Annotated in this window: 17 protein-coding genes; 7 read left to right on the plus strand and 10 right to left on the minus strand. The window is 73.0% G+C overall.

All coding sequences use genetic code 11. From position 1 onward, the window contains the following. A partial coding sequence (locus AB0H37_RS41170; RefSeq protein ID WP_360618069.1) for an ABC transporter permease occupies positions 1-358 on the plus strand: 358 nt, incomplete at its 5' end. A 6-nt stretch (positions 359-364) separates the two neighbouring features. Here the strand turns inward: AB0H37_RS41170 and AB0H37_RS41175 are convergent. After that, positions 365-1,780, minus strand: coding sequence for an NDP-hexose 2,3-dehydratase family protein (locus tag AB0H37_RS41175; protein WP_229810765.1), 1,416 nt, complete (start codon positions 1,778-1,780; stop codon positions 365-367). Between the two features lie 103 nt (positions 1,781-1,883). On the opposite strand from AB0H37_RS41175, the gene AB0H37_RS41180 reads away from it, so the two are divergent. Then, positions 1,884-2,666 (plus strand): class I SAM-dependent methyltransferase, encoded by a 783-nt coding sequence (locus AB0H37_RS41180; RefSeq protein WP_329091223.1) that lies wholly within the window; start codon positions 1,884-1,886, stop codon positions 2,664-2,666. Here AB0H37_RS41180 and AB0H37_RS41185 read toward each other — a convergent pair. Together AB0H37_RS41185 and AB0H37_RS41190 are read right to left on the minus strand one after the other, a co-directional pair. Next, a complete protein-coding gene (locus AB0H37_RS41185; RefSeq protein ID WP_329091225.1) occupies positions 2,645-3,418 on the minus strand; it encodes a class I SAM-dependent methyltransferase in 774 nt (257 codons plus the stop codon). The two genes, AB0H37_RS41180 and AB0H37_RS41185, sit on opposite strands and share 22 nt — an antisense overlap. A gap of 42 nt (positions 3,419-3,460) precedes the next feature. Beyond that, entirely contained in the window at positions 3,461-4,462 is a 1,002-nt protein-coding gene (locus tag AB0H37_RS41190) for an aldo/keto reductase (protein WP_179834693.1), read from the minus strand. A gap of 497 nt (positions 4,463-4,959) precedes the next feature. On the opposite strand from AB0H37_RS41190, the gene AB0H37_RS41195 reads away from it, so the two are divergent. Further along, positions 4,960-6,297 (plus strand): acyltransferase, encoded by a 1,338-nt coding sequence (locus AB0H37_RS41195; RefSeq protein WP_360618071.1) that lies wholly within the window; start codon positions 4,960-4,962, stop codon positions 6,295-6,297. A gap of 90 nt (positions 6,298-6,387) precedes the next feature. Next, the gene (rfbB, locus tag AB0H37_RS41200) at positions 6,388-7,401 is read left to right on the plus strand and encodes a dTDP-glucose 4,6-dehydratase (RefSeq protein ID WP_179834691.1); all 1,014 of its coding nucleotides are present in this window, start codon (positions 6,388-6,390) and stop codon (positions 7,399-7,401) included. Here the strand turns inward: rfbB and AB0H37_RS41205 are convergent. Continuing rightward, the gene (locus AB0H37_RS41205; RefSeq protein WP_360618072.1) at positions 7,385-8,740 is read right to left on the minus strand and encodes a metallopeptidase TldD-related protein; all 1,356 of its coding nucleotides are present in this window, start codon (positions 8,738-8,740) and stop codon (positions 7,385-7,387) included. The genes rfbB and AB0H37_RS41205 overlap by 17 nt on opposite strands. 129 nt (positions 8,741-8,869) lie before the next feature. Next, positions 8,870-10,378, minus strand: a complete 1,509-nt coding sequence (locus AB0H37_RS41210) for a TldD/PmbA family protein (protein WP_360618074.1) — start codon at positions 10,376-10,378, stop codon at positions 8,870-8,872. 227 nt (positions 10,379-10,605) lie between these two features. Between AB0H37_RS41210 and AB0H37_RS41215 the strand changes: the two genes are divergently transcribed. The 3 genes from AB0H37_RS41215 (at position 10,606) to AB0H37_RS41225 (ending at position 14,603) form a co-directional block, all read left to right on the plus strand. Then, the gene (locus tag AB0H37_RS41215) at positions 10,606-12,195 is read left to right on the plus strand and encodes a CoA-transferase (protein ID WP_360618075.1); all 1,590 of its coding nucleotides are present in this window, start codon (positions 10,606-10,608) and stop codon (positions 12,193-12,195) included. A gap of 19 nt (positions 12,196-12,214) precedes the next feature. Then, positions 12,215-13,297 carry a methyltransferase gene (locus tag AB0H37_RS41220; RefSeq protein ID WP_360618076.1) on the plus strand — a complete coding sequence of 361 codons (1,083 nt, stop codon included), beginning with the start codon at positions 12,215-12,217 and terminating at the stop codon, positions 13,295-13,297. A gap of 82 nt (positions 13,298-13,379) precedes the next feature. After that, entirely contained in the window at positions 13,380-14,603 is a 1,224-nt protein-coding gene (locus tag AB0H37_RS41225; protein ID WP_360618077.1) for a cytochrome P450, read from the plus strand. Positions 14,604-14,641: 38 nt separating this feature from the next. Here AB0H37_RS41225 and AB0H37_RS41230 read toward each other — a convergent pair whose 3' ends face one another. Genes AB0H37_RS41230 through AB0H37_RS41250 form a run of 5 tightly spaced genes read right to left on the minus strand, consistent with a single transcriptional unit; the run spans position 14,642 to position 24,399 of the window. Next, positions 14,642-15,328 (minus strand): NAD(P)-binding domain-containing protein, encoded by a 687-nt coding sequence (locus AB0H37_RS41230; RefSeq protein ID WP_360618079.1) that lies wholly within the window; start codon positions 15,326-15,328, stop codon positions 14,642-14,644. After that, positions 15,325-15,798: an acyl-CoA thioesterase gene (locus tag AB0H37_RS41235; RefSeq protein WP_329091239.1), complete on the minus strand. Its 474-nt coding sequence runs from the start codon at positions 15,796-15,798 to the stop codon at positions 15,325-15,327. The genes AB0H37_RS41230 and AB0H37_RS41235 overlap by 4 nt, the downstream gene beginning before the upstream one ends. After that, complete coding sequence (locus tag AB0H37_RS41240) at positions 15,795-21,452, minus strand: SDR family NAD(P)-dependent oxidoreductase (protein WP_360618081.1); 5,658 nt, start codon at positions 21,450-21,452, stop codon at positions 15,795-15,797. The genes AB0H37_RS41235 and AB0H37_RS41240 overlap by 4 nt, the downstream gene beginning before the upstream one ends. Beyond that, entirely contained in the window at positions 21,449-22,459 is a 1,011-nt protein-coding gene (locus tag AB0H37_RS41245; protein ID WP_360618082.1) for an enediyne biosynthesis protein UnbU, read from the minus strand. The genes AB0H37_RS41240 and AB0H37_RS41245 overlap by 4 nt, the downstream gene beginning before the upstream one ends. Beyond that, positions 22,456-24,399 (minus strand): VCBS repeat-containing protein, encoded by a 1,944-nt coding sequence (locus AB0H37_RS41250; protein ID WP_360618084.1) that lies wholly within the window; start codon positions 24,397-24,399, stop codon positions 22,456-22,458. The genes AB0H37_RS41245 and AB0H37_RS41250 overlap by 4 nt, the downstream gene beginning before the upstream one ends. Positions 24,400-24,403: the final 4 nt, after the last annotated feature.

Raw genomic sequence — 24,403 nt, forward strand, 5'->3', positions numbered from 1 at the left:
TGCCGGCGTGGTGCTGGCGCTGCTGTTCCTCCAGGTGTTCGCCTTCAGCCTCGCCTGGATCGGAACCTTCGTCGGCGTCAGCGTTCGGACGCCGACCGCGGCGCAGACGCTGAGCTGGACGCTCCTGTTCGTCCTCGTCGTCGCCAGCAACGTCATGGTGCCGCAGCAGACGATGCCGGGCTGGCTGGAGGCGCTGATCAAGGTCAACCCGATCAGCGTCGTGACGACCGCCATGCGCGGGTTGATGGACGGCACCGTGACCGCGGGCCAGATGGGCTGGGCGTTCCTGGCCTGCGCGATCCTCGTCGCGGTCTTCGCGCCGCTGACCATGTACCGGTACGGCCGCGCCCGTCGCTGAGCGCGCTCACAGTGCGTGCAGGCAGAGCAGCAGACTGCGGGCCTCGATGTTGACCTGGTAGCTCTGGCGGGCCAGCTCCATCACCTGGGGCACCGTGAGCCAGCAGAAGTCCGGAGGCGGTTGGGCGGGGAAGCCGCCGCCGACCTCGACCACGAGATGGCGCGTCAGGGCCTGCCGGAACCGGCCGCCCTCCTCTGACTGCACCACGTCGTACTGCACCCGGACGGCTCTGGACAGGACGAGATCGAGATACCGCGGGCGCCGCTCGCCGGTCGCGTCCTCGTAGTTCTCGGGGGTGCACTGCACGGTGGGGCCGAGCTCCACGGTGTCGCGGCATCCCGGACGCAGGTCGGCGCGGACCAGAAGGTGCCGGACCCCGTTGATGCGGCGGACGACGAGGGCGGCCAGCCCGGTGCCGCTGGGCGCGAGCAGCGGCTGGCACCAGTCGGACACCTCCCGGTTGCCCGCGTGGACCTCCACCCCGACGACGCTGAAGTACCTGCCGTCGGGACGGCGGATCGCCTCGGCGTCCCGCTCCCATCCGTCCACGGAGTCGAGGGGGACCGCGCGCGTCGTGAGCGTGTACGCGGACTTGCGCTCGGTGAGCCAGCTCCTCACCTGCACCGGCGAGAGGAGCGCGCTCCCGGAGGCGGCCGGCGCCCCGTCGCCCGGCAGCGCGCCCATGTACGGGGCCGAGGACAGCAGGCAGGCCAGGACGGTCCTGGAGTCCATGTTCACGACGTTGGGGTGGTGCAGGAGGTCGAGGATCTGGCCGAGCGTCATCCAGGCGAAGTCGTCGTGCGGCTCCACCTCGTCGGTGACCTCCATGACCACGTTCCGGTTGCGCTTGGCCCAGAACCACGCCCCCTGCTCGGACTGCAGGACGTCGACCAGCACCCGGGCCCGCCCGGGCTCGGTGAAGTACTCGACGAACCGGGACCGGGCGCCGCGGTGCGTCCGCAGGTAGTTGCTCGACGTGGACTGGACGGTCGGCGACAGCTGCACCGTGTTCACGTTGCCGGGTTCGATCTTGGCCTGCATCAGGAAGTGCAGGACGCCGTCGATCTCCTTGGCGAGGATGCCCACGATCGCGACGTCCTGCTGGTAGATGATCGGCTGCCGCCATTCGGGGGTGGCGCCGTAGTCGGTACGGGCGTGGATGCCGCCCACGGTGAAGAAGCGGCCGCTCTCGTGCACGAGGTCGCCCGAGTCCGGAGCGAACGACCATCCGGCCATGCGCTCGAACGGGATGCGCGTCACCTGGACCGGGACGCGGCGGCGGCGCTCGGCCAGCCAGTCGACGATGTCCCCGGCCGGGCGCGGCCGGTACTCGGCCGACGCGGCGAGCCGCCGGTCCAGCTCGGGCTCCTCGCTCGGCGCCCTCAGCCGAGAGCCCGCGTTCACACCCGCCATACCTGCCATGCCCGCCTCCGTCCACGGCCCCCGGATCTGGCCGCCGTTCGCGCTCGGCTGTACGATTTACTTAAGTTACATATAGCATCTGACGGCGAGAAGGGAGACCCCCGTGTCCGCCTCGGAGCGCGACGTCGCCTTCGGCCCGGAGCACGCCGAGGTCTACGAGCTGACGTACCGGCACCGCGGCAAGGACTGGGGCGAGGAGGCCGCGGAGGTCACGCGGCGCATCCGGGAGCACCGTCCCCGCGCCCGGTCCCTTCTCGACGTCGCCTGCGGCACCGGGGCCCACCTGGAGGCGTTCCGGTCGGGCTTCGACCACGTCGAGGGCCTGGAGATCTCACGCGCGATGCGCGAGCGGGCCGTGCGGCGGCTGCCGGGAGTGACCGTCCATGACGGTGACATGCGGGCCTTCGCCCTCGGCCGCGCCTTCGACGCGGTGACGTGCCTCTACACCGCGATCGCCTATCTGCCGAGCGTCGCCGCCATGCGCGCCGCGGTCGGAGCCATGGCCCGCCATCTCGTCCCCGGCGGGGTGCTCGTCATCGAACCCTGGTGGCCGCCGGAAAGGTTCATCGAGGGGTTCGTCGGAGCCGACCTGGTGCGGGACGGCGACACGGTCGTCGCGCGGGTCTCCCACTCGATCCGGCGCGACCGGGCCGCGCACATGGACGTGCGCTGGCTGGTGGGCCGTCCCGCGGGCATCCGCGAGTTCCGCACCGTGGAGACCTTCACCATGTTCACCGCGGACGAGTTCCTGGCGGCGTTCCGGGACTCCGGATGCGACGTCGAGCACGAGGAGGCCGGCCTGAACGGGTACGGCCTTTTCGTCGGAGTCCGCCGCGGCCGAACCGAGGCCGAGGCGGACGGGCGCTACTCGCCCCAGCGCAGGTAGGTGATGGGCGGCTCCCGGCCGGGGAGGGTGCGCAGGGTCACCACGTCGAGGCCGACGGCCTCGCGCAGCGCGGCCGTCTCCCCCGGCCACTTGGAGTAGGCGATCTCGTCGAAGGCGAGCACGCTGCCCTTGGTCAGGTAGGGCCGGATCGCCTCCAGGGCGGCGCGGGTCGGCGCGTAGATGTCGAGGTCGAAATAGGCCAGCGCGATCACGGTCTCCGGGTTGTCGGCGAGGTAGCGCGGCAGGGTCTCGCGGACGTCGCCCTGGACCACCGCGGTCCGCCGGACGTGCGCGAAGGGCTCGCCGGACTCGTGCGCGTCGAGCACCTCGCGCAGGTGGTCGGGGTAGCCCTCGCTCACGGCGAACCGGCCGGCCACCGCATTGGGCCCGGCCCGGTCGACGTCGGCGATGTCGGGGAAACCGGTGAAGGTGTCGAAACCGATGACGCGCCGCACCGAGGTGTACGGCTCGTGGCAGCCGCGAAGCGCGGTCAGCGTGGCCAGGTGCCGCCCGTGGAGCACGCCGAACTCCATGATCACGCCGGGGACGTCGAGGATCATGCGGTACAGCGCGTCCATGCACAGCAGGTCGGTGAGCTGGTGGCGCCGCAGGTACAGCGCCAGGTTGTCGATCAGGTACTCGGGCGGGATGGGGGTGTCGCGCAGCAGCCGGGTGAGCCGCTCGCGCACGTCGCGCTCCTGGTCCGACTCGCGTGCCAGCGAGCGCGGGTCCCTGTGGTTCGGCGGGGTCACCTGTCTCGTCCTCCCAGCGGCAGACATCGCGTCAAGACGGGATCAGCTCATCCACGCGGCGGGCGCCGGTCCGCCGCGGCCGACCGGCGGGAAGAGGGCCTCCAGCCGGTCGGTCTCCTCCTCGGTCAGGGGCTTGTCCAGTGCCCTGACCGCGCCGTCGACGTGGTCGGGGGTGCGCGGGCCGACGAGGACGCCGGTCACACCCGGCCTGGACAGCGTCCAGGCGAGGCCGACCTCCGCGGGGTCCCGCCCGATGTCCGCGCAGAACCGCTCATAGTCGGCGATGGCCGCCTCGTGCTCCTTCAGCGCGTCGACCGCGCGCCCCTGCGCGGACTTGACCGCGGTCCCTTCCGCCTTCTTGCGCAGCACGCCGCCGAGCAGGCCGCCGTGCAGGGGCGACCAGACCAGCACCCCGAGCCCGAGAGCCGTCGCCGCGGGAATCACCTCGAGCTCCGCGTGCCGGGTGACGAGGTTGTAGACGCACTGTTCGGAGGCCAGCCCCGGGACGCGGCGGCGGGCGGCGGTCTCCTGGGCCAGGGCGATGTCCCAGCCGGCGAAGTTGGACGAGCCGACGTGGCGGATCTTGCCCTGGCCGATCAGCAGTTCCATGGCCAGCCAGATCTCGTCCCAGGGGACCGACCGGTCCACCTGGTGCATCTGGTAGAGGTCGATCCGGTCGGTGTTCAGCCGGCGCAGGGAGGCCTCGCACGCCGCGACGATGTGCCGCGCCGACAGGCCGCGGTCGCCCGGGTCGTCGCTCATCGGGCCCCCGACCTTGGTGGCCACGACGACCTCGTCCCGGCGGCCCGGACGCGCCCCGAGCCAGTCCCCGATCACCTCTTCGGTGTGGCCCTTGTAGACGCGCCAGCCGTAGATGTCCGCGGTGTCGACGAGGTTGATGCCGCTCGCCAGGGCGTGGTCCATGAGGCGGTGCGCGTCCGCCCCGTCCACACGGCCGCCGAAGTTCACGGTGCCGAGGCCGAGGCGACTGATCCGCAGATCGGTGGAACCCAGCGACGCGCGGAACTCTCCGGGGTGGGGCATCGACCGCCTCCTCAGGCTCTCGACCGGCTTTCACGATACTAGTTATTCAAGTCAGATTCCCCTATGTCCCCTACTATCGCGTCCTGCGACGTCAATGCTATCGTTTTCTCAAGTGTAGGACCTTTGGCGGGTAAAGGTGGTCCACATGGCCCCGAGGGCGGTGCCGCATTGGCGCGGGACAGCGATCCGGTCCACGGCGGACGACCCGCCGAGCGTGTCCGGCGACAGATCCTCGGTGACCCCACCGAGGAAATCGGGGGGTGGGGGATCGTCATTGACTCCGACGGCATCCCACGCGTGAGCACGGCACGGTGACGGGGAACGCGCCGCCTCTTCCGGCGGCGCCGGACTGCTGATCGTCCCCGCGCGCCGTCGTTGGAACGCGGCCGAATTCCGCCGGGGCGAGGCCGCGGCCGACCTCGATGGACCGTCTGACCCGATCTGCTCTTTGCTTCGACCCGTCGAATCCAGGGTCGTGCGAGATGGGAGAAACGCCCATGGTAACGAAGGCATCCGGCGGGGATGCTGTGGGAGCCGCCGCACCCGATCCCGCATCGGACCGGCCTCGGAAGTTCATCCCGGAGCTCGAAGGACTGCGCGGCGCCGTCGTGCTCCTCGTCGTCCTCGGCCACACCGGAGTGGCGACCAGCGTTCAGGGCTGGTCCTACATGCACTCCACCGGGAACGGCGTCTGGGCCATCATGCTGAACCGGGTGGCGGTCGCCTTCCCGATCTGGTTCGTGATGACCGGCTACCTGCTGTACCGCGCGTTCGCGCTGTACACGCTCACCGGCGAACGGAAGCCGAACGCCAAGCGCTACTTCTGGCGCCGGGCGCTGCGGATCCTGCCCGCCTACTGGGTACTGACGATCACCGCTCTCCTCGTGCTCAACCGCGACACCGTCCACGGGGTCTGGGAATGGGTCCGCCCGCTGCTCCTGCTGCAGATCTGGGAGCACGGCGCCATTCCCATGGGGATGATGCACACCTGGAGCAACGCCAACGACTTCCTGTTCTACCTGGCCATGCCGGTGTTCGCCTGGCTCCTCCACCGGTACGCGCGGCGCGCCGAAAGCTATGAGGCCCGGGTGCGGCGGCTGCTCGTGCCGCTGGCCTTCCCGGTGTTCATCGGCTTCGGCTTCTTCACCTGGCTCCACTTCCCGCAGTTCAGGGACGACCCGATGAAGCTGTGGCCGACGCAGTACTTCTGGCCGATGAGCTACATGGGCTGGCTCTCGGTGGGCATGATGCTGGCCGTGCTGTCCGCCGCGGCGGAGACGCGCCCCGACGCGGTGCCGCGGTTGTACCGCCTGATCGGCCGGCATCCGGGCAAGCTCTGGCTGGGGGCGCTCCTCATCTTCGTCCTGGCCTGCCTCTCCCCGCTCGCGGACTACCGCCTGGTGGACTACGTCGCAGCGCCGGCGGCGGCGGCCGACTACTGGCTCTTCCTCGCCTTCTCCGTGGCCGTCTTCGCGCCGCTGACCGTGCCGGGCGTGCGGTTCAGGCTGGCGGGCCTGCTGCTGGACAACTCGTTGCTGCGGTTCTTCGGCCGCATCTCCTACAGCGTCTATCTCTGGCACATCTTCGTCTACGCCCAGTTCGTCGGACCGCTCTTCGCGCCCGAGGTCGGCGGCTACTGGGAAGTCCTGGGCGTCGAACTGGCGCTGTGCGTGATGGTCGGCTACGCGAGCTACATCTTCGTCGAGAAGCCGTTCCACATGCTCCGGCCGCGGCTGGGCAAGGCGCCGGTCGAGTTGAGCGTCGCCGTCAGCACTCCCGCCGAGGCGCACGCCACGGCGGGCGCGGTGCGCACCCCCCGGGACGCGCAGGCCTGACCAACGCCCGCGGCGGGCGAGACGATGCCCCGGCACGTCTCGCCCGCCGCGGGCGTGACGACCACCAGGGAACGCCGAGGAGGCGGGGCGATGAGACTCCTGGTCACCGGGGGCGCCGGTTTCATCGGCTCGGAGTTCGTGCGGGCGACCTTGCGCGGCGAGCTGCCGGGCACGGCGGGCGCGTACGTCACCGTGCTGGACGCGCTCACGTACTCGGGGAACCTGCAGAACCTGGCCCCGGTCGCCGGGCACCCCCGCTACCGGTTCGTGCACGGCGACACCTGCGATCCCGACGCGGTCGACGCGGCCGTGGCTGGCCAGGACGCGATCGTCCATCTCGCCGCCGAATCGCACGTGGACCGCTCGATCGACACCGCCACGCCCTTCGTGCGGACCAACGTGCTGGGCACGCAGAACATGCTGGAGGCGGCCCAGCGGCACGGCGTCGGCAGGTTCGTGCACGTGTCCACCGACGAGGTCTACGGATCGATCGCCCAGGGGGCGTGGGCGGAGGACGCTCCGCTGCTGCCCAACGGCCCCTACGCGTCGGCCAAGGCCGGGTCGGACCTGCTGGCGCTGGCCTGGCACCGGACCCGCGGCCTCGAGGTCATGGTCACGCGGTGCACCAACAACTACGGCCACTACCAGTTCCCGGAGAAGGTGATCCCGCTGTTCGTGACCAACCTGCTCGACGGCCGGCGGGTACCGCTCTACGGCGACGGCCGCCACCGGCGGGGCTGGCTGCACGTGTCGGACCACTGCCGCGCGCTCGACCTGGTGCTGCGATCGGGCCGCCCGGGCGAGGTGTACCACATCGGCGGTGGGAAGGAACTGTCCAACGAGGACCTGACGGACCTGCTGCTGGAGGCGTGCGGCGCCGGCTGGGAGGCGGTCGACCACGTCCCCGACCGCCAGGGGCACGACCGCAGGTACGCGCTCGACACCACCAAGATCGAGGAACGGCTCGGCTTCGTCCCGCGCGTGCGCTTCGAGGACGGGCTCGAGGCGACCGTCGAGTGGTACCGCGCGAACCGCGCCTGGTGGGAACCCCTGAAGGCCGGTCTCCGGGAGCTGCCGGGGCCGGCGCTCAGATCGCCTCGCTGACCGCCGACATCGTGTAGTCGCCCACCCGGAGCGCGGGCATGGCCGTCCGGGGCGTGGAGTCGTCCCTCTCCCTCGGCAGGGTTCGTTCGGTGCGGCCGATCTCCGTCACCCGCCCCAGCAGGTCCACCGGGCTCTCGTTGAAGCGGAAGTTGTTCGTCTCCCCCACCACTTCGCCGTCCTCCACCAGGTAGACGCCGTCGCGGGTGAGCCCGGTGAGCAGCAGCGTCCGGGGGTCGACGTCGCGGACGTACCACAGCGAGGTGACCAGGAGCCCGCGCCTCGTGGTCGCGACCAGCTCGGCGAGCGACCGGCCCTCCCCCGGCCCTTCCAGCACCAGATTGCCGACCTGCGGCGTGACCGGCAGCCCGGTGAGATCGGCGGAGTGGCGGGTCTGGACCAGGCGGGTGAGGACGCCGTCGTGGATCCACTCGGCCGGCGAGAGCGGCAGGCCGTTGTCGAACACCGAAACGGTGTCCGCGAACACCTGAGCGACGTCGGCGGAGCCCCGGGCGGCGACGAACGGCGCGCACCGCAGGCCCGGCTCGTGCGGGTCGCTCCGCAGCGTGAGCGGTGCGCCGGTCAGGCGCTCACCGATCCGGGTCCCGCCGTCCGGGCCGCGGAACACGGTGCGCGCGTCGACCGCGTCCTTCGCCCCGGCCGCGCGGTAAAGCCGCAGCATGAGATCGGCGACGCACGACGGGGACAGCAGCACCTCGTAGCGCCCGGCGGGGAGCTCGACGCGCCTGCGTCCCCGGTCGAGCCGCTCCCCCAGCCCCTCGTACAGGGGAAGCGGATCGATCTCGCCGAGATCGGCCGCCCCGGTGCCGCTCCACGTCGAGGCCGCGCCGTCCCCGGTCTTGGCGGTCAGGTCCACGACGCCCGCGGTCTGGACGTGCCGCAGCCGCAGGCCGGTGGAGGACGCCAGCCACGTGGCGTGCTGCCGCTGCTCGGCGTAGCCGTACAGCAGGCGGCGCTCCGCGCGGGCCCGCTCGAACGTCGCGGCGAGGCCGGTGGCGAACCGGGCGAGAACGCCGGCCGACGCCGTGGGCGCGGGCTCGGCCCAGTCCGCCGAGGAGGGCACGACGTCGCCGGTCAGCAGGGGACGGGCGTCGGCGGCGGGCGTCGCCGTGCGCGCGGCGCGTTCGGCCGCCGCCACGACGGCCCGCACCGCCTCCTCGTCCACCGCGCCGCGGTGCGAGACGACGCCCGCCGCGGTGCCGTGCGCGCCCGGGGTCACGGCGATCACCGTCAGCCTCGTGTCCGCGGTGAGACCGCTCGACGTCAGCGCGTTGCCCGCCCACCGCGCGTGCGCCGTGGCGGCCTCGTCGACGATCGCCACGTAGGCCTCGGCGTCCTTGCCGACCTGGACGGCCAGCTCCGCGAGCCGTGGTGCGCTACCGATCTCTGCTGCCCTCCTCGACCGTGTCCCGCGGACCGGGAACCGTGCTCCGAGGCGCCGCCCGGGAGGTCACGGCAGCCCGTCCGCGCCGGTGTCGATGACCTTGATCCCCCTGAACACGGCCGCGGGGCAGCCGTGGCCGGCCGCGGCCACCTGCATCGGCTGGCCCTTGCCGCACAGGTCGGCGCCGAAGACCCGGTAGGTGTCCTCGCCGCCGAGTGCGGTCAGCGCCGACCAGAACTCCGTGGTCGAGGCCTGGTAGGCGACCCCGCTCAGTTGACCTTCCAGGCGTCCGTTGCGGATCCGATGGCATCGCTGGGCGGTCATCTGGAAGTTCTGGCGGCGCATGTCGATGGACCAGCTGTCGGAGCCGACGAGGTAGATGCCGTCCTCGATCCCCGCGATGAGGTCGTCGGTGGACGGGCCTCCGGGCGCGGGACGGAGCCCGACGTTGGGCATCCGCGGCAGCGGCACGTGCATCGCGGACTCGGCGAACGAGCAGCCGTTGGAACGTCCCAGGCCCGCCAGGCCCGCGGTGCGCCGGTCGTGCTGGAAGCCGGTGAGGACCCCGTCCCGCACCAGGCTCCAGGACTGCGCCGCCACCCCTTCGTCGTCGAAGCCGACCGTCGCGAGGCCGTGCTCGGCCGTGCGGTCCGCGGTGACGTTCATCAGCGGCGAGCCGTACCGGTGCGAGCCGAGCCCCTCCGGAGTGAGGAACGTCGTGCCGGTCGAGGACGCCTCGTGCCCCAGCGCGCGGTCCATCTCCGTGGTGTGGCCGACCGACTCGTGCACGGTCAGCCAGAGGTTGGACGGATCGATGACCAGGTCGTAGCGGCCCGGCCGCACCGGGCGGGCGCGGAGCTTGGCGGCGAGGTGCGCGGGCAGCTCGGCCAGCTCGCGCTCCCAGTCCCAGCCGTCGCCGGCGAGGTACTCCCAGCCCCGGGCCGTGGGAGGCCCGAGGGTGCGCAGCGTCGCCGTCCCGCCGCCGCGCGGGTCCGCGCCCTGGACGAAGAACAGCGGGTGGACCCGCACCCGCTGCTGAGTGGTCACCGTGCCCGCGAGGTCGGCGTAGAACTTGTTCTCCCGGACGACGGTGAGGAAGGCCAGCACGTGCTCGACCTCCGGCGCGGCCAGCAGCCGCCGGCTCCAGTCGGCCATGAGCGCGATGCGCTCCTCCTCGGGCACCTCGAACGGATCGACCCGGTACGACGAGACCCACGTCGCGCCGCGGTGGACCGGTTCGCCGACCGGCTCACCGGAGCCGCCGCCGATCGCCGAGCACGCGCGGGCGACGGCCACCGCCTGCTCGGCGGCTCCGGCGGCGGCGCGCGCCGTCAGCTCGGGGGCGGCGGCGAAGCCGGGGACGCCCCCGTGCCACAGGCGCACGGCCAGCCCCGTGTCCGTGGCGTCCTGCCCGCCGCCGAGGACGCCGTCGCGCAGCAGCAGCCGCGCCGTGCGGACGCGGTCGAGGCGGAAGGACGCGTGCCCGGCCCCGAGCCCGGCCGCGCGGCCGAGCGCCGCATCGGCCAGGGAGTCCAGCGGGAGGGCGGAGAACGAGGCGTCCACACCACGTCGCACGCTGCCTCACTTTCCACACCCGGGCACGTCCTACTAGAAAAACATATTGCCTCGCGTTGTAAAAGCCGACCGCGAACGCCAAATCCAGCGACTGCGGGGGAAGGCAATCCGTCGATCTGGGCGATAACTATAGTTTTTGATAGCATTGACATTCGACCCCGTCCGGTGCGGAGGGAACCAGGTCCGCGACGGGACGACCGGGATCGGTGCGACGCCGAGGGGACGCGATGGACGATGTCGCGGCTGCTGCCGTGGGGGGCAAGGTCTGTGACGCGGCGACCGCGGCGGCCCTCATCGAGGACGGGCAGTCCGTCGCGAGCACCGGAGTCATCGGCTGGATCACGCCCGACGCGGTCCTGCGCGCCATCGGCGAGCGGTTCGAGCGGTTCGGCTCCCCCCGGGACCTGACCTTCTTCTTCCCCTGCGCCACGGGCGACGCCATGGACATCGGCGGCATGGACGGCGTGGCCCGCGAGGGGCTGATGCGCCGGATCGTCGCCGGCTCCTACATCAATCCGCGGCATCCGCGCACCGGTGCCCGCCCGGCGCTCACCGAGCTGATCCGCGACGATCTCGTCGAGGCCTACAGCTGGCCGATCGGCGCCGCCATGCACTGGCTGCGGGAGGTCGCGCGGCGGAGCCCGGGCTACCTCACCCGCATCGGTCTCGGCACCTTCGCCGACCCGCGCCACGGCGGCGGCCGCCTCACCGGCCGGGCCAAGGACGACCTGGTGGAGGTGGTCGAGCTGCGCGGCGAGGAGCTCCTGCTCTACCCCACCTGGCCACTGGACGTGGGGATCATCCGGGCCAGCAGCTCCGACGCCCACGGCAACCTGTCCTTCGAGGACCTGCCGCTCACCTCCGCCGCCCTCGCCCTCGCCCTCGCCGTCAAGGCGAGCGGCGGCACCGTGATCGCGCAGGTGTCGCGGATCGTGCCGCGCGGGTCCCGGCCCGCGCGCGAGGTGCAGGTCCCCGGCGTGCTCGTCGACCGCGTCGTGGTCGCGGCGGGCGAGCTGATCGGGACGGAGGTGCGCAACGACCCCGGCTACCTGCGGCCGGTGCCGCACCCGGTCGGGCGCCTGCCGCGCCTGCGCCCCGGGCCGGGAAAGGTCATCGCGCGCCGTGTCGCGCGGGAGATCCGCCCGGGTGAGACCACGATCCTCGGGTTCGGCGCGGCGTCGAGCGCGATCCTGGCCATGGCGGAGGACGGCGCCTTCCGCGACGGCCGGCTGGACGACTACACCTTCACCACCGAGCACGGCTCCTTCGGCGGCGTCGTCATGGGCGGCTGGCAGTTCTCGGCCAACTACTCCCCCGAGGCGCTGGTCGACGGGACCTACCAGTTCGACTTCATCGACGGCGGCGGCTGCGCGCTCGCCGCGCTCTCCTTCGCCCAGCTCGACGCCGCCGGGAACGTCAACGTCAGCCGCTTCGCGGGCACGAGCCCGGGCGGCGGCGGATTCGTCGACATCGCGCACAACGCGCAGCGGATCGTCCTCGGAGGCACCCTCACCACCCAGGGCCTCGACGTCTCCTGCGAGGGCGGAAGGCTCGACATCCTGCGGGAGGGCGAGATCCAGAAGCTCGTGCCCGAGGCCGACCACGTCACCTACGCGGTCCGCGCCGGTCTGGAGCGCGGCCAGCGGGCCCTCGTCGTCACCGAGCGCGCCGTGTTCGAGATGACCGCCGAAGGACTCGTGCTGACGGAGGTGGCGCCCGGCGTCGACGTCCGGCGGGACGTCCTCGGGCAGATCGGCTTCCCGGTCCGTCCCGCCGCCGGCGTCACCACCATGGCCGCCGACCTGTTCCGTCCGTAGCCGCGCACCGGGGAGATCGATGAACCGCATGGTCAAGCCTGACGAGCCGCAGGGCCGCCGGTCCGGCGGCCCCGCACCGGCGCGTCACGACGGAGGACTCGTGTCGGCGGCGGCGGACGAGGCCGTCCCCGCGCTGTGGGCGATGGCCCAGCTCGCGACCCCGATGGCGGTGCGGGTGGCCGCGACGCTGCGCATCGCCGACCACCTCGCGTCAGGTCTGCGGACCGTGCCCGAACTGGCCGAGGCCACCGGCGCCGACCCTGACGGGCTCGCCCGCCTGATGCGCTACCTCGCGGTGCGCGGGGTGCTGAGCCTGGACGACTCCGACCGGTACGGTCTGACCGCGCTGGGCGAGCCGCTGCGCGGCGACCACCCCGCCGGCCTGCGCGCCTGCCTCGACATCGAGGAGGGCGGCCGGGCCGAGCTGTGCTACGTCGAGCTGCTGCACAGCGTGCGCACGGGCGAGCCCGCCTACCCGCGGCGCTTCGGCCTCTGCTTCTGGGACGACCTGGCCGCCGAGCCCCGCCACGAGGCCGCCTTCCGCGCCATGCTTCGCCCCGGCGGCAGGGACCGGGCGCGCCGGATCGCATCGGCGTACGACTGGGCGTCCCTGGGCCGTGTGGTGGACGTCGGCGGCGGGGACGGCACGCTCCTGGTCGCGCTGCTCACCGCGCACCCGGGGCTCCGGGCCGTGCTCGTCGAGCGGCCCCCCGCCACCGACGCGGCGCGAAAGGCGCTGGCCGCGGCGGGCGTCGCCGACCGCGCCGAGGTCGAGACGGGCGACATGTTCGGCCCGCTCCCGCCGGGGGCCGGGGGCTATGTCCTCTCCCTGGTCGTCCACAACTGGGGCGACGATCCGGCGCGCGCCATCCTGGCCCGCTGCGCGGAGGCCGCGGGCACGGGCGGCTCGGTGTTCGTCGTGGAGAACGTCGGTCCGGGCGGCGGGCCGACCGGGTTGGACCTGCGGATGCTCGCCTACTGCGGGGGGAAGGTGCGGTCGCTGCCGGAGCTGTCCGCGCTCGCTGGCGAGGCCGGGCTCAGGGTCGCCTCCGTCCATCCCGCCGGAGCGGTTTCGATCGTCGAGCTTCACCCCGGCAGGTGACCCGGGACACGGCGGGCCGCGGCGGGCCGAGGAACCCCGCGCCGGCGGCGACAACGAGGAATCTCGCGGAAGGGACGAGCCGATGGCCACGGGGACGATGCAGCCGCGTGAGGCGCTCGCGGCGCTGGTGGGCGAGGGACTCCGGGATCCGTATCCCCTGTACGAGGAGATACGGGCGCACGGCGACCTGGTGAAGATCAAACCCGGGGTGATGGCCGCCGTCGGGTACGACGAATGCGACCGGGTGCTGCGGGATCCGCGGCTGCGCGTCCAGGACGGGGAGAGCTTCGACCTGTTCTATCCGGAGTGGCGGGCGCACTCCTCGCTGCGCGCGTACACCGACTCCATGCTCTACAGCAATCCGCCCGCGCACACCCGCCTGCGGCGGCTGCTGCGGGGAGAGTTCACGCCCCGGCGGGTGGCGGGCTACGAGACGGCGATCGAGCAGATCACCGACCGGCTCCTGGACTCGCTGGCGGAGGCGGGCGCGGACGGCACGGCGGTCGACTTCATCGCCGAGTTCGCCTCCCGGCTCCCGATCGCGGTGATCAGCGGGCTGCTCGGGGTGCCCGAGCGCGACCAGGCGTGGTTCCGGGCCATCGCGGCCGACGTCACGACCGCCCTGGAGGGGATCACGAACGCCTCCCGGCTCGCCCCGGCGGACGCGGCCATGGACGACCTGGCCGTGTACTTCGACGAGCTGATCGAGCGGCGTCGCCGCTGTCCCGAGGCGGACCTCGTCAGCTCCCTGGTCCGGGTGCACGACGACGGAGGCGGGCTCGGCCGCGACGAGCTGGTCGGCAACATGATGCTGCTCCTGACGGCCGGGTTCGAGACGACGAACTTCTTCATGGCGCACGCGCTCCTCCTGTCCTTCGAGCATCCCGGCCTCGCCGACCGCCTTCGCGCCGAGCCCGGCTTCGCCTCCGCCTACGCCGAGGAGGTGCTGCGGTTCGAGCCGCCCGTGCAGGCGACCAGCCGCTGGGCCGGGGCCGACGTGGAGCTGCTGGGGACGACGATCCCGGCGGGCACGAAGGTGGTCGCCATCCTGGCCGCCGGCAACCGGGACCCACGCCGCTACCGGCGGCCCGACCGCTTCGACCCGGACCGGCCCTACACCGCGCCGCTCACCTTCGGCGCCGGCGGCCACTTCTGCCTCGGAGCGCCGCTGTCGCGCCTGGAGGCGCGGATCGCGCTTCCCCGGCTGCTGCGCCGCTTCCCTCGCATCCGGCTCGCCGGAGAGCCCGCCCGCCGCGACTCATGGGTGGGCCGCGGCATCGACCACTTCCCGATCGCGATCGACTAGACGGAGCCGGCGCCGGATCCCGATCCGCCGGCGTGGGGTCACGGCCTGGTCCAGGCCGCCTCGCACGCGGTGAGGCGAAGCAGCCGGAAGCCCACGGCGTCGCCGAGCCCGGGCTGCTTTTCGAGACGCATGAGCAGTTGGGCCAGGGCTTCGATCCAGCGGCTGCCGGGGAGGTCGCCCGCGTCGGCGACGTCGAGTCCGGCAGACTCGGCGATCGACCGGACCGCCTCTTTCGCGCGGGGATGGTCTCCGGCGATGGGGACCGTCAGCGTGACGCCGTTGTGCGCGACGCCGGCGAGCTGCCGCGCGGAGAGGCAGTTGAACGCCTTGACCACGGCGCCGCCGGGAAGCAGGCAGGCGATCAACTCGGCGGCGGAGCCGTGGCCGAGGAGGTCGTGACCGCCCGGGTTGGACATGTCGATGACCGGCTTGCCGACCACGTGGGCGCGGATGCGCGGAGCGATCTCGGCGTGGATGGCGGCGAGGGGGCTGGCCAGGGCCACGATGTCGGCCTCGCGGGCCACCCGTTCCAGGCTGCCGGCGCGGGCGCCCGGCAGCCGTTCGGCGAGGCCGCTCGCGGAGCCGCCGCCCCTGCTGGCCAGCAGTAACGGCCGTCGCTGCGCCGCGAAGGTCTCGGCGAGCGCCGTGCCCATCCGTCCGCAGCCGACGATGCCGATGACCGGCGCGCGGGCCTCCGGGACCGCGCCGGATTCGAAGAACCTCATCGCGGCGGTGTCTCCGATCGCGGCCGGCGGGCTCCGTGCGGGTCGGGCGCGTAGGCGTCGAGGGCCGTCCGGAGTTCGTCGGGGACTTCGACGGGCGTCAGGCCGCCCTCCTCCACCCGCAGCGTGCAGGAGACGGTCTGCTCGCCGCGCGCCACGAGCCGGGCCGGCCCGTCGGTGGTCCGGTAGTACTCGAAACCCATGGTGATCTGGTGGAAATCGATAGCGACGAGGGACATCCGCACCGAGACGGTGTCGAGCGCATAGAGCTCGGAGAAGAACTCGCACGAGCACGACGAGGTGACGAGCGCGAGGTCGTCGTTCAGGCGCGCCACGGTCTTCGGTGCCTTCTCCGCGAGAAACCTCTCCCGGCAGGCGCCCTGCCAGGACAGGTAGTTCGTGAAGTAGACGTTCCCCACGAGATTGGTGTCGGCGAAGGTCACGAGGTGCCGGTATTCGAAGTACGCCCTCACGATGCCCCCTTGACGGGGATCGCCATCGCCATCGGCCCGGCTTCGCCCTCGACGGAAAGGACCACGGAGACGATGTCCGCTCCCCCGGCCTGGAGGACCACCCATCCGTTCTCGTAGACCCCTTGGACGGCGAGTCCGGGCGGGCCCGGCGGCCCGGACAGGCATGCGCCGACCGTATGCAGGCGTGTCCGGATGTGCCGTTCCGGCTCACCGACGAGGCGGCCGAGCCGGTCGGCGAGACCGGTCCAGTGCGTGGGGGGCTCCGGCGCGGGATCGGAGGTCCGCGCGCAGGCGACCGGCTCCCCTTCCACCAGGACGTCCCAGGGTCGGCCGTTCGCTCGGCGACCGGCGTTGAGGTCGTGGCCCGGCCCGGCTGCCTCGACGACCAGCCGGACGTCGCGCTTCGGGAGCAGGGCGGTGAGGGTGCGCTGCAGGTAGGGCCCGACGAGCACCGGGTGCAGGGTCGTGACCGGCAGCGGGCCGACGTCGCGAAGGCGAAGCCCGGTCCAGCTCACGACCGGCCGGCCGGAGCCGTCGCGCACGACCACGTCGTAGGTGTAGTCGGCGCCGGAGTGCTCGCGTTCGACGGCGGCGAGCGTCAGCTCACCCCCTTCGGCCCCGCCCTGGTGGACGGCGAACCGCGCGCACCCGACCGGCAGCAGGCGCCGATGGGGGACGCATCCCTGGAGGACGTGGATCGAGGCGTCGTTGCGGGCGGGGTCACCGAACAGGAGGTCCGCCGGAAGGCCTTCCCCGAACCGCCAGGGCCGGTCGCCGTCCAGCACGGCCGTGCACGCGGTGGCCTCAAGGTGAGCGTAGCGGCGGAGTCTGCGGAAGCGCCGGCCGTGGAAGAACAGCGGCCCGTACATGTCGTCACCGGTGTGGGCCGGTACCCGCGCCGTCCCGGCCGGGTTCTCCGGTGGCTCCGCGTCCGCCGGGGTGACGGTCCCGGTGAAGTGATCGACGGCGAAGCCCGTCTCGTCACTGCGGACCGCGACGTCCACGTCCCCGTCCTCGCGGGCGAGCGCACATACCCGGACGGTACGGGTCCCGTGCTCGGGGACGACCACGGGGCGGTCGAAGCGGGAATCCACCACCCCCGCCACGGGCCGGCCGGTCAGCGCGGCCGCCGCCTGGGCCATCGCTTCGAGCACGCACACCGCGGGCAGCACGGCCACACCGTCGATGCGGTGGTCGTCGAGGTAGGGGTCGCCCGGCAGGCTCAGCTCGGCCTCGGCCACCAGTTCGACGCCCGGGGTCCACGCGCGCACCCGCCGCAGGAAGCGGTGCCCGTCCAGGGCCGCCTCCCCGGCCTGGCCGAGCTGCGGCAGCCGCCCGCTGATCACCATGGAATGCGACGGCGGCCGCGCCTCGGCCGCCTGCGCGAGCAGCTCGGTCCCCCGGCCGGGGGGCACCGGCGCCACGCCGGCGCGGGCGAGGTCATCGAGCACCTTGAGGCGCTCGCCCATGCCGACTCCCGACCAGACCGTCCAGTCGAGGTTGGCGACCCGGCAGCCCGGCAGATCCCGGGCGAGGGTCCGGACCAGCTCCCGCATGCGGCCGTTGGCCAGGGCATAGTGCGCCTCCCCGGCAAGGCCGAAGCGGCCGATCACGGACCCGAAGGTGAGGAGCAGCCGCAGCCCCTCCGCGTCGACGGCGTCCAGCAGCGCACGCAGCCCGTGGTGCTTGGGCGCCGCGTGCTCGGCGTAGGCGGCGCCGATCTCGCTGAACCGCGCCGGACGGTTCAGGCCACTGGCGTGGATCACTCCTCTGACCGGTCCGAGCCGGTCGACGATCGCGGCGACGCCGTGGTGGAGCGACTCCGGATCGGTGACGTCCGCGGCCTGGTAGCAGAAGTCGATGCCGACCTCCCCCAGCCGGGAGAGGTTGGCGCGCAGCTCGGCGTCGGCGTCCGCCCCGCTGCGTCCGATCAGCCCCAGCCGCACCCCCCAGCGCCGCGCCAGGAAGTACGCGCTCGTGAAGCCGATGCCCTTCCCGCCTCCGGTCACCACGAGCACTTCCCCGGCGGACAGCGGGGGTCCGGCCGCGTCCGGAACCAGCCCGGCCGGAGCGCCGGAGCCGGCCGCCCGGTACGCGGGGGCGCGGGTGCGGCCCTCATCGTCCACGACGATCTCGGCATGGCCCTCCCACGAGGCCGTGAGCAGCGCGCCGACCGCGTCCGCGGGGGCGGCCGCCAGAGCCCGGACCCAGCGGACCGGCAGGGAGGGGTACTCGGCGGCGATCGTGCCCACGAAGCCCGACGCCGTGTCCCCCGAGTCCACGACGGTGAAGGGCGCGCCGGTGTCCACCGCGAGGTGGGCGGCTTCGAGCAGCGCGTCGATCGCGCGGTCGTCCGGGTTCTCGGGGAGGAACGCGACGACCGCCGGGCGAGGGTCCCCGGAGGAGTCGGCTCGCGCGTCCCCCTCGGTGAGGGCGGTCAGGCGGGGCTCGACGAGCGCGCGCAACCTGCCGTCCCCGAAGACGTGCCAGGCGCGGGACCCCGGTTCGGCGTCCAGCTCGACCGGACGGGCGTATTCGACCAGTACGCGATGCCAGTCGCGGACCCCCTCCGGCGGCCCCTGCGAACCGGCCTCGCCTTCCGCGGCGGGCAGTTCCTCGATCGCCTGGACGAACGAGCCGACCGTGGCCTCCGCGAAGAGCGGCGGGGCGGCCGGTACCGCCCGCCGGGTCCGTTCGGCGGCCTCGGCGGCGAGCTGGACGACGCGCAGGGAGTTGAGATGGAGGTCGCCGAGGAGCCGGTCCCCGTCGCCGATCACATCGGGGGGAAGCTCCAGGGCGTCGGCGATGAGGCCGCGCACCACGGAGGGCACGTCGGAGTCCGCTCCGGGCGGTGTCTCCGCCGCGGGCGCCGCGGTATCGGCGGCGACCGGTCCCGCGGCGACCGCCGCGGAACGGCCGAACCGACGGTCGAGGCCGTCGGTCGGGGCGCTCTCGCAGGGGTTGGCGAGGAACTCCGGCTCCCGCCAGAGGTCGAACGGGCGGTGGAAGCGTTCGGCGAAGAGCGCCGTGAGGTCGGAGACGGCGCCGACGGCGAACAGCGCGGCGGTGGCGTCGCCGAGCGCGGCGGCCGACCCGGCGCCCGCGTCCAGCGTGCGGACCGGCACGTCCGTGATCGACTGGGCCATCGCCGTGAGGGTGTGGCCGGGGCCGGCCTCGACGAGCAGGTCGCAGTCGGCGGCGAGGAGCTCCAGCGCCTGGCGGAACCGCACGGGCGCGGTGAGCTGCCGGGCGAGCAGCGCGCGGATGTCATCGGCGGCCGTCAGCTCCCGGCCCGTGACCGTGGAGTACACGCGACCGGGAAGGGCCACCACCGCCAGGTCGGCGAGGTGCCGCGCGAGCACCGGCTCGGCGGCGGCGACCGCCGGGGAGTGGAAGGCGTGGCTGACCCTCAGCCTGCCGGCGGTGATCCCCTTCGCGCGGGCCCTCTTCACGACGCGGTCGACCTCGGTGAGGGGGCCGGCGACGACCTGGACGGCGCCGTTGTCAGCGGCGATCACCAGATCGGCGTCGTCGATCAGTTCGGTGACCGTGCCGGCCGGCGCGGCGAGGGAGGCCATCCCCGTTCCCGCCTGGGAGGTGTCGGCCATGATGCGGCCGCGCCTGGTCACCAGGTGCAGGGCGTCCTGGCGGCTCAGCGCGCCGGCCCAGTGCAGGGCGGTGATCTCGCCGAGGCTGTGCCCGACCGCCGCGTCCGCCGTGACCCCGAGCCGGTCGAGCCAGCGCAGCACCGCGGTGGAGGCGCGGAACACGGCGGGCTGGGCGACGGCGGTGTCGATCGGGTCCGCCGCGAGCCCGTCCTCGAAGTACTCCCCCGCCTCGGGGAGGACCACGCCGAGGGCCCCGGCGCGCTCCCGTACGGGGGCGCCCTGCCCGGGGAACAGCAGCCCGACCCTGCCCGGAACGCCGCGGCCGACGTAGATGCCGGGCCGGGCGGCGAACCCCTGTTCGCCGAGCCCGGCGAGGAGCTCGCCGGCCCGTTCCGCGCGCGCGGAGAGCTCGGCGGGGTCGCGGGCGACGACGGCCGCCCGCACCGGCGCGTCACCGTGCGCGCGCTCCCCGAGGCCGGCGGCCAGATCGGCGTGCTCGGCGAGCGACATCGTCCTCGCCCGCACCGCCACGCGCTCCAGGACGGCGGCGAGGTCGGCGACCGTGTCGGCGGAGAGGGCGAAGACCTCGCAGTCGAGCGGCTCCCGCGCCGCCCGGCGGTCCCGCGCCGCCAACCGCGCCGTGGTGCGGCGGACGCTCGCGGCCTCCAGGACGACGTGGGTGTTGATGCCGCCGAATCCCATCGCGCTGACAGCGGCCCGGAGGGGAGCGTCCGGCCAGGGCTCGGCCTCGCGGACGATGCGCAGCGGCGCGCCGGGGTCGCGCAGGAGCGGGTGGGGCTCATCGCAGCCGGTGGTCGGCGGGATGACCTGACGCTGCAGCGCCAGCGCCGCTTTGATCAGCCCGGCGGCGCCGGCGGCCGCCTTCGTGTGCCCGATGTTGGCCTTGATGGATCCGAGCGCCGCCGGTCGGGGCCTCCGCCGTCCGTCATGGATCTCGGAGAGGGCGTGCAGCTCGGTGCGGTCGCCGACCTCGGTGCCGGTGCCGTGGCCCTCGAACAGCGCCACGGTCTCCGGTCCGAAGCCCGCGCGCGCGTAGGCACGCTCCAGAGCGAGCCGCTGCCCGGAGACGTCCGGCCGGGTCAGCCCGCCGTTCCCGTCCGAGGACATCCCCCAGCCCCTGATCAGGGCGATCGGCCGCTGCCCGGCGGCGACGGCGTCCCCGGCGCGCATCAGGGCGACCATCGAGCAGCCCTCGCCGGGCAGGAAGCCGGTGGGCCGGGCGTCGTACACCCGCATCGCCGAGTCGGCCAGCGCACCGAGCCGGGAGAACCCGACCAGCTCGAACGGGTCGAGGCTGAGGTCGACACCGCCCGCGAGCGCGAAGTCGAGGTCGCCGTCGCGCAGGTAGGTGCAGGCCGTGATGACGGCGAGCAGGGACGACGAGCAGGCGCCGTCGACCGTGTAGCCCGCGCCGCGGAAGTCGAAGTGGTTGCACACCCGGCCGGCGATGGCGTTGGCCAGCCCGCCGACGAGGCTCTCGTCGTTGGGCTCGGCGAAGGGCTCCTTGTAGGACTCCTCGACCTCCCGCAGCAGGCCGTCCAGTTCCGCGGTCTCCCAGCCGCGCGCGGCGAGAGCGGACACCAGGTTCCTGCGGACGTAGGGCCAGCGCAACCGCATGAGCGCGGCGCGGCTGAACTCGCCCGTCAGGGTGTTCCCGAGGATCACGCCGGCGCGCCGTCGGTCCAGCCCGCGTCCCCCGGGGAAGCCGGCGGCGGTCAGCGTGTCGCCGGCGACGTCCAGGGCGAGCCAGTGCGCGAGGTCGGTCACGCGGTACGCCGGTCCGGGCACCCGGTAGCGCGAGCGGTCGAAGGTCCAGCCGTCGAGGACGGCCGCGTACCGCAGATCGGTCGTGTCGGGACCGCCGGCCGGGTCGCCGTAGTCGCCGAGGTCGAGGCGCTGACGCGGGAGCGGCCGGAAGGCGCGCCGCCGCGCCAGCACCGTCTCCCACAACTGCTCCGGCGTGGAGGCGTCGGGGTGGCGGCAGCCGAGGCCGACGACGGCGATCGCGTCGTTCTCGACGGTCACTTCGCCTCCTCGCCGGTCGCCAGCACGCCTCCGCGGGCGGGCGCCGGCCGCGGCGCGGTCTTGGGCTCGGTCAGCGACGCCGGCTGCGCGGTGGCGCGCTGCCGCGCCCCCATGACCGCCAGGGCGGCGCCGCGCAGCACGCACACGATGACGAGCGCGAAGAACAGGCCGTAGACCACGTGGATGTGGACCAGGAACGCGTACACGAGGGCGGTCGACGCGCCGAAGAAGAACTGGTTGCGCGGCCGCACCGGTGTCGTCCCCGGGTCGGTGATCATGTAGTTGGTGAACAGGACGAACGCCACGCCGGTCATCGCCAGCAGCGCGCTGAGCGTCGCCGTGCCCTCGATGGGGGTCCGGACCAGCGCCTGGAGCGCGAACACGCCGATCCAGCCGAGGATCAGGGGCATCTTCCTGGTGAGCTTGGCGTTCAGCATCGTCCCGGCCGCGAGGATGAGCGCCGGGATCGCCACGTCGAGCGGTCCGCCGACCCACTCGGTGAACTGGTACGGAGGCGCGATCCCCACCCAGGGGAACAGCACCAGGACGACCGCGATGCCGAAGTTGGAGGGGTTCAGCACGTGCCGCGGCCGTCCCTTGATCCGGACCCTGATCAGATACTTCGAGGCGACGGCCACGATGACCGCGAAGATGACCGGGCCCAGCCGCGCGTTGGCGTAGAGGAGCATCGCGCAGGCCAGCGCGGTGATGTGGGCGGGCATCAGGAAGTTCATGAAGGCGACCGGCCCGCCCGCGTACTTCACCGGCCGTCGCGTCGCCCAGGCGTCCAGGGTCTCCAGCCCCAGTTCCATCACGTACGCCACGGCCATCGCGGCGAGCGGGGTCGCCCACGACGGCTCGAACCCGAGGACCGTGTGCCCGAGGATGTTGAAGACCGTGATCGATATCGCGAACCGGCGCAGCGCGATGATCCGCGGATCCTTGGCGGGTCCGCTCGGGGCGGCGGACGCCGGGTCGGTCGTGGATTCCACGTTCGCCGAGTTCACGAGGCCATCTCCCTGATCGAACCGTCGGGCCCGAGCAGCATGCTGTGCCAGCCCGGAGTCGCCTGGACCTTGCCGGTGTGCCGGGTGCCGCAGGAGTCGCGCCAGGTGATCGTGACGGGGACCGGCGCCGCGGCCCCGTCCAGCGCGAACAGCAGTTCCGGCGAGGACACGCCGGCATGGCCGTTGGCCGGATAGACCTGGCCCGTCCGCTGGCCCTTGGCTCCGGAGTCCAGGACGACCTGCGCGCCGATCGCCGGTACTCCGGCGGAGCCGGCCGGTGGCGTCGCGGCGGAACCGCCCTGCCGCGTCCCGCATCCCGGCGGGCTGAGGAGCCTCAGCCCGAGATAGGGCCGCTGCGCACTGCGGACGTTGCGGTAGAAGTGCGATTGACCCCACTGGTTCGCGACGGCGAAGTCGAGCCGCCCGTCGTGGTCCACGTCGGCGAGCGCGATGCCCCGCGACGCCTGGCGGTCCGCGACGCCGAGCCGGCCGGCGACATCGTGGTACCGGCCGTCCGAGCCGCGTACGAAGAACCTGTTGGGATTGTCGCCGGAAATGTCGTCCTTCTTCTGCACATTCGGCCACAGGCGCGGGTGCGCCAGGACCTCGTCGTTGGACATCGCCAGCTCCTGCAGCTGGGCCCAGCGGTTGTCCTTCCCCTCGACGAATCCGGTGGCCTGGACGATCTGGTCGCGCCCCTCGCCCGCGAAGTCACCGGCCTTGATGTCCCAGCCCCAGCCCGACCGGGACAGCCCCAGCCGCTCGCTGTGGTCGTCGTAGTACGCGCGCCCGTCCGTCCCCACGACCTTCTTGCGGGTGCTCACCCAGGCGAAGTTGCTCTCCAGGAGCCCGTACTCCTGGGTGATGTTGCTGACCACGATGTCGGGCACGCCGTCGACGTTGATGTCGGTGAACCCCACGCCCATGCCCTTGAAGGAGTCCCTGCCCAGCTGCATCGACTTCGGCGTGGTGAGGTGGCGCACGCCCTTGAGGAGGCGGAGCTTGAGCCTCCCTGGCCTGGACTCGTTGGCGAGCAGTCGGTCGGGGCCGAAATCGTTGGCGAAGTAGAGCTCCGGCAGGCCGTCGCCGTTGAGGTCCTGCGCCCCGATCGCCAGTGTCCAGCCCTTGGCGACATCCTCGGAGAAGAGCCGGCGCTCCTCGCCGTAGACCGCCGAGGGACGGGAGCCGCCCTCCGCGGACCGGAACCGCAGGACCCGGTTGACGCCTCCGTTGATTCCCGCGGACATCGAGCCCTGCATCTGCAGCTCGCTCTGGCGCGCCGTCGGATCGAGGACCCGCGCGCGGTCCGGGAAGTAGTTTCCGACCACGATGTCGGTGTGGCCGTCACCGTCCAGATCGGCAAGCGACACCGCGTTGGTGTTCCACACCTGGTACGGGCGCATCAGTTCCTGTGGGGCGAAGGCCTCGTTCTTGCCGAGCGCCGCCGGAGTGCGCAGGAACAGCACCGGCGATCGGCCCCAGTAGTAGACGAGGACGTCCATGCGGCCGTCCTCGTTGAAGTCGCCGGGCACGCACCCCATCGGCGCCATCGTCCTGTCGTAGGGCAGGCCGTGCGGAGCCAGGCTCGTCGCCGGGAGACGTGACCCGGTGCCCGGTACGGGGCGCAGCATGACGCTGTCGTCGCGCGGATCGACCAGGCAGACCTCGTCCGCACGGCCGCTGCCGTCGATGTCGGCGAGCGCCACCGCGGCGCCGACCGACGAGATCCAGTGGTCGATCCCCTTGTAGGCCGGGGCGACCGTGCGTATGTCGCGCGGCGAGGCCGTGCCGTTCAGCGGCTGCTGCTGGAACGCGAACCGGCTCGCCAGGCGTTCGTTCTCCGCCCGCGCCACCGATGGAAGCCGGGCGTTGTACCAGCCCGCCACGATGAGCAGCGCCGCGCAGATCGGGGCCAGCCACACCCGAATCCTTCTGGTCATGCCC

Origin of the sequence: Actinomadura sp. NPDC023710 (genome assembly GCF_040639875.1) — a bacterium.
GTDB lineage: Bacteria > Actinomycetota > Actinomycetes > Streptosporangiales > Streptosporangiaceae > Spirillospora > Spirillospora citrea.